Genomic DNA, 5,679 nt, shown 5'->3' on the forward strand with positions numbered 1-5,679 from the left:
CGTCAGCGGCGTTTTGAAGATCGGCCTTCGAGCAGATCCTGGGTACAACGCACAATCCGTTGGCAGGCGTCCGCCAGGCGCTGTTGATCCACCACCAGACCGATACGGATATGCCCCGCCGCGCTGGGGCCGAAGGCCTCGCCGGCGAGCACCGAGACGCCGTGCCCTTCCAGCAGCAGCTCGGCGAACTGCTGGGCGCCCAGGCCGGTTTCCCGCACATCGACCATGACGAACATGCCGCCATCGGGCTTGACCGGTTTCAGCCCCGGGCATTGGCTCAGCTGCGCACACACCAGGTCGCGACGCTGGCGATATTCCTCGCGCATCTGCTCCAGCTCCGGCAGGTCGGCATCCAGCGCCACCACCGCGGCGTTCTGCACGAAATCCGGCAGCCCGTACAGCATGCACAGCGCCAGATGGCTCAAATGCCCGGCCAGGGCCTGGGGCGCCACCACCCAGCCGACCCGCCAGCCGGTCATGGCATGGGACTTGGACAGGCTGTTGATGGTCGCCGTGCGTTCGGCCATGCCCGGCAGGCTGCCGGGGCTGATGTGTTCGCCGTCGAACAGCAGGTCGCTGTAGACCTCATCGGAGATCAGCCACAGGTCGTGCTCGACGCACAGGCGCGCCAGGGCCTGCCAGGTTTCCCGGGACAGGCTGGCGCCGGAGGGGTTGTTCGGGCTGTTGAGCATCAGCGCGCGGGTCTTGGGCGTGATGCGCGCGGCGACCGCCGCCGGCTCGACGCGAAAGCCGTTCTCCGGGCGCACCGGAATCGGCAGCACCTTGGCCCCGCAGGCACCGAACACCCCTTCGTAGGTGACGTACATGGGTTCGGCGACCAGCACCTCGTCGCCGGGGTCGAGCAGGCACTGGGCCACGGAAAACACCGCGCATTGCGCCCCCGGCAGCACCACCACGTGCTCGGCGTCCACCGCCTGGCCGCTGCGGGTGGCATGCCGGTGGGCAATGCGGGTGCGCAGCGAACGGTTGCCGCGCACCTCCGAATAGTGGGTGTCGCCCGCCAGCAGGCTATCGATGGCGGCCTGGACGATCGGCCGCGGGGTGTCGAAATCCGGGTCGCCGATGGTCAGCAGCAGCACATCGACGCCCTCCTCGCGCAGCTCCAGGGCGCGGTAGTGAATCTGCCAGGCCGCGGCACCTTCGCCGGCGATCCGTTGGGTCAGGGCTGAATAGCGCATCTCGCTCTCCTTGGGCACGCATTCCAACAACCCTAACTCAAATCACAAAGCGCGCCACCATCGCATTCAAATCCACCGCCAGGCGCGACAGCTCGTGGCTGGCGGCGCTGGTCTGGTTGGCCCCGGCGGCCGACTGGGTGGCCAGGTCGCGGATGTTCACCAGGTTGCGATCGACCTCGCGGGATACCTGGGCCTGCTCTTCCGAAGCACTGGCGATCACCAGGTTGCGCTCGTTGATCAGGTTGATCGATTCGGCGATCTGCTCCAGGGCCACACCGGCGGCGCGGGCCATTTCCAGGGTGTTCTGGGTGCGCTGGTTGCTCTGCTGCATCGACTGCACCGCCTCGCCGGTGCCGTTCTGGATGCCGGCGACCATCTTTTCGATTTCCTGGGTCGATTGCGCGGTGCGATGGGCCAGGGCCCGCACTTCGTCGGCCACTACCGCGAAACCACGCCCGGCCTCACCGGCGCGGGCCGCCTCGATCGCTGCGTTGAGGGCCAGCAGGTTGGTCTGCTCGGCGATGGCGCGGATCACGTCCAATACCTTGCCAATGTCGCGGCCCTGGGTGGCCAGGCCTTCGATCATCACCGAAGTGCTTTGCACGTCGTGGGTCATGGTCTGGATCGCGTCGACGGTTTCCACCACCCGGTCGCGGCCTTCGCGGGCGGCCTGGGTCGACTGGTGCGAGGCTTCGGAGGTCGACACGGCGTTGCGCGCCACCTCTTCCACGGCAGCGGTCATCTCGTTGACGGCGGTGGCCGCCTGTTCGATTTCGTTGTTCTGCTGTTGCAAGCCACGGGAGGCTTCCTCGGTGACCGCGCTGAGTTCTTCCGAGGCCGAGGCCAGCTGGGTGGCCGAACCGGAGATCTGCTCGATGGTCTTGCGCAGGTTGCCCTGCATGTCGCTCAGCGCCGCGAGCAGGCGGGCCGGCTCGTCCTTGCCGTCGACCTCGATGGCCTGGGTCAGATTGCCCGCGGCGATGGTCTGCGCGGCCAGCACCGCGCGGTTCAACGGCGTGACGATGCTGCGGGTCAGCAGCCAGGCCAGTACCACTGTGAGCAGGGCCGCGATCACCGCCACGGCGATGATGCCGGTGATGGCGCTGCGGTAATGCTCACCGGCCATATCCGAGGCATGGGTGGCCCCGGCCTTGTTGATCGCTACCAGTTTGTTCAGCTGTTCGCCCATCTGGTCGGTGCCGTCCTTGATCCGCGTATTGATCAGGCTGCGCAGCTCCTCGAGCTTGTTCTGTCGCGACAGCTCCAGCATGTCGTTCTGCGCCTGCAGGTACTTGTCCAGGGTGGCGGCGAAGGTCTTGTACAGGGCCACTTCCTCGTCCCCCGCCGGCAAGGCGGCGTAGCTGGCCTGGGCCTGCTTGAGCTTGTCCACCAGCACGCCGATGCGCGTCTGCGCTTCCTGCAGGCCGGCCGGCTCGCGGTTGACCAGTACCCGGAACGAGAGAATCCGCAGGCGCAGGACGTTTTCGGTGACGTTGCCGAGGAACCCTACGCTGGGCAGTTGGTTGCTTTCCATTTCCAGGGAAGCCTGTCGGATGATCGACATGCGGTTGACGGCGAACACACCCAGCGCGATGACCAGCAACGCGATGAACGCAAAACCGAGGAAAGCTCGAGGCGCGATATTCATATTACGTAGGGACATAGGATGACTCTCGGGAATTGAGGACTGCGAGCATCCATGCACTGAACCCCGTCACCAGCGGCGGCTGGCGGCCTGACAGGTGGGCGCCACTGTTGTAGTTGGTCTGTGGGCCTAATAGCGATATCGGCAGCGCTTTAGGTTTTTTGCAGGCCCCGGTGAAAATATTTTTCGTCGCCCGGGAGTGTTTCACCGCTGAGACAGATCGCCTGGCAAGCTCGCTGCCAGCCTCCATGACCGGCCTCCATGCCCCTCATGACCACCCCCCATGAAAAGTGCAATTCATTCGCCGGAAAAGCCATTCAGTCGCCGCCCCGTCCTGCCCATCATGGGCCCCAGCTCGTAAAGACAACGCATAACAACAAAGACTGGAGTGGATGATGAAACCCGAAGACTTCCGTGCCGAGACCAACCGCCCGCTGACCGGCGCCGAATACCTGGCCAGCCTGCGCGATGATCGCGAAATCTACATTTATGGCGACCGGGTCAAGGACGTGACCAGCCACCCGGCGTTCCGCAATTCCGCCGCCTCCATGGCGCGCCTCTATGACGCCCTGCACGACCCCGAAACCAAGGACAAGCTGTGCTGGGACACCGACACCGGCAACGGCGGCTACACCCACAAGTTTTTCCGTTCGGCGAAAAGCGCCGACGACCTGCGCCAGCAGCGCGATGCCATCGCCGAGTGGTCGCGCCTGACCTACGGCTGGATGGGCCGCAGCCCGGACTACAAGGCCGCCTTCGGCAGCGCCCTGGGCGCCAACCCGGAGTTCTATGGCCAGTTCGAAGGCAACGCCCGCACCTGGTACAAGCGCATCCAGGAAGCCTGCCTGTACCTCAACCACGCCATCGTCAACCCGCCGATCGACCGCGACAAACCGGTGGACCAGGTCAAGGACGTGTTCATCTCGGTGGACGAGGAAGTCGAGGGCGGGATCATCGTCAGCGGCGCCAAGGTGGTGGCCACCAACTCGGCCCTGACCCACTACAACTTCGTCGGCCAGGGCTCGGCGCAGCTTTTGGGCGACAACACCGACTTCGCCCTGATGTTCATCGCGCCGATGAACACCCGCGGCATGAAGCTGATCTGCCGCCCGTCCTACGAACTGCAGGCGGGCATGACCGGTTCGCCGTTCGACTACCCGCTGTCCAGCCGCTTCGACGAGAACGACGCGATCCTGATCATGGACAAAGTGTTCATCCCCTGGGAAAACGTGCTGATCTACCGCGACTTCGAGCGCTGCCGGCAGTGGTTCCCGCAAGGCGGCTTCGGCCGGCTGTTCCCGATGCAGGGCTGCACCCGCCTGGCGGTCAAGCTCGACTTCATCACCGGGCTGCTGGTCAAGGCCTTGCAGTGCACCGGCTCGCTGGAGTTTCGCGGGGTGCAGGCGCAGGTCGGCGAAGTGGTGGCCTGGCGCAACCTGTTCTGGTCGCTGACCGACGCCATGCACGGCAACGCCAGCGAATGGCTCAACGGCGCCTTCCTGCCCAGCGCCCAGGCCTTGCAGGCCTACCGGGTACTGGCGCCCCAGGCCTACACCGACATCAAGAAGATCATCGAGCAGGTGGTGGCCAGCGGCCTGATCTACCTACCGTCCGGCTCCCGCGACCTCAAGGACCCGATGCTCAACCAGTACCTGAGCACCTATTGCCGGGGCTCGGCGGGCATGGGCCACGAGGAGCGGATCAAAATCCTCAAGCTGCTGTGGGATGCGATCGGCACCGAGTTCGGCGGCCGCCACGAGCTGTACGAAATCAACTACGCCGGCAGCCAGGACGAAATCCGCATGCAGTGCCTGCGACATGCCCAGGCCAGCGGCTCGATGAAAACCATGACCGAATTGGTGGACAAATGCCTGGGCGACTACAATCTCGACGGCTGGACGGTGCCACACCTGACCAATCCGGACGACATCAACATGCTCGACCGCATCCGCCAGTAACCACTGCCTCGCTTCTGTAGGAGCGAAGCTTGCTCGCGATAAGACGTGAACGATGACGCGCGGCATCTGCGACTCCACGTTGGCTTGAGGTTTTTCGCGAGCAACCGAGCGTCGAGCGACGGCTCCTGCAAATACCGTGGTTCAATCCCGAGGAAAGGAATCTCTCATGACTCAACTTGATCCCAAGCAACAAGCCTTTCGCAACGCCATGGCGCACATGACCGCGGCGGTCAACGTCATCACCAGCAACGGCCCGGCCGGACGCTGCGGCATCACCGCCACCGCGGTCTGCTCGGTCACCGACAGCCCGCCCAGCCTGATGGTCTGCGTCAACCGCAACAGCGCCCTGAACCCGGTGTTCAAGCGCAACGGCCAGCTCTGCATCAACGTGCTCTGCGGCGAACACGAAGAAGTCGCCCGGCACTTCGCCGGCATGACCGGAGTGGAGATGGAACAGCGCTTCAGCCTGCACCCCTGGCGCGACGGCCAGGACGCCCTGCCGGTGCTCGACGGTGCCCTGGCCAGCCTGCAGGGACGGATCACCGAGGTGCAGGAAATCGGCACCCACTCGGTGATGCTGGTGCAACTGGATGAGATCTGCGTAGGCGAACACGGCGACTCGCTGGTGTATTTCAGCCGTGGTTTCCACCGTTTGCAGCGGGCCGTCCAGGCGGCCTGACCTGCTGATCAGTTGCTTTTCTGTAGGAGCGAGGCTTGCCCGCGATAGCCGCGCAGCGCGCGATACACCCGCCAACGCGCGTTATCGTTGCAGATTTATCGCGAGCAAGCTTCGCTCCTACAGAAGCCAATTTCCCCCGCCAACGCCCCCCTTCATCCTGCATCTGTAGGATAGCGATCCCCCACCAACCCGACGATA

The 5,679-nt window shown here is 64.7% G+C and carries 4 protein-coding genes and 1 pseudogene; 2 read left to right on the plus strand and 3 right to left on the minus strand.

Features of this window, described 5'->3' with window-relative positions:
- Nucleotides 1–2 precede the first annotated feature (2 nt).
- From DK261_RS15460 to DK261_RS33900, 3 genes and pseudogenes are all read right to left on the minus strand, one after another.
- Nucleotides 3–1,199, minus strand: a complete 1,197-nt coding sequence (locus DK261_RS15460; protein ID WP_110175936.1) for a pyridoxal phosphate-dependent aminotransferase — start codon at nt 1,197–1,199, stop codon at nt 3–5.
- Nucleotides 1,200–1,236: 37 nt separating this feature from the next.
- Nucleotides 1,237–2,100, minus strand: coding sequence for a methyl-accepting chemotaxis protein (locus tag DK261_RS33895; protein ID WP_371919074.1), 864 nt, complete (start codon nt 2,098–2,100; stop codon nt 1,237–1,239).
- Nucleotides 2,095–2,862, minus strand: a pseudogene (locus DK261_RS33900) (MCP four helix bundle domain-containing protein); the annotation flags it as partial. The pseudogene DK261_RS33900 and the gene DK261_RS33895, both read right to left, overlap by 6 nt.
- Before the next feature lie 377 nt (nt 2,863–3,239).
- Here DK261_RS33900 and hpaB point away from each other — a divergent pair.
- Both hpaB and hpaC read left to right on the plus strand, forming a co-directional pair.
- Complete coding sequence (gene hpaB / locus DK261_RS15470; protein WP_009049299.1) at nt 3,240–4,802, plus strand: 4-hydroxyphenylacetate 3-monooxygenase, oxygenase component; 1,563 nt, start codon at nt 3,240–3,242, stop codon at nt 4,800–4,802.
- Nucleotides 4,803–4,968: 166 nt separating this feature from the next.
- Complete coding sequence (hpaC, locus tag DK261_RS15475; RefSeq protein ID WP_009049300.1) at nt 4,969–5,481, plus strand: 4-hydroxyphenylacetate 3-monooxygenase, reductase component; 513 nt, start codon at nt 4,969–4,971, stop codon at nt 5,479–5,481.
- Nucleotides 5,482–5,679: the final 198 nt, after the last annotated feature.

The organism is Pseudomonas sp. RW409 (assembly GCF_003184125.1).
Lineage (GTDB): Bacteria > Pseudomonadota > Gammaproteobacteria > Pseudomonadales > Pseudomonadaceae > Aquipseudomonas > Aquipseudomonas chlororaphis_I.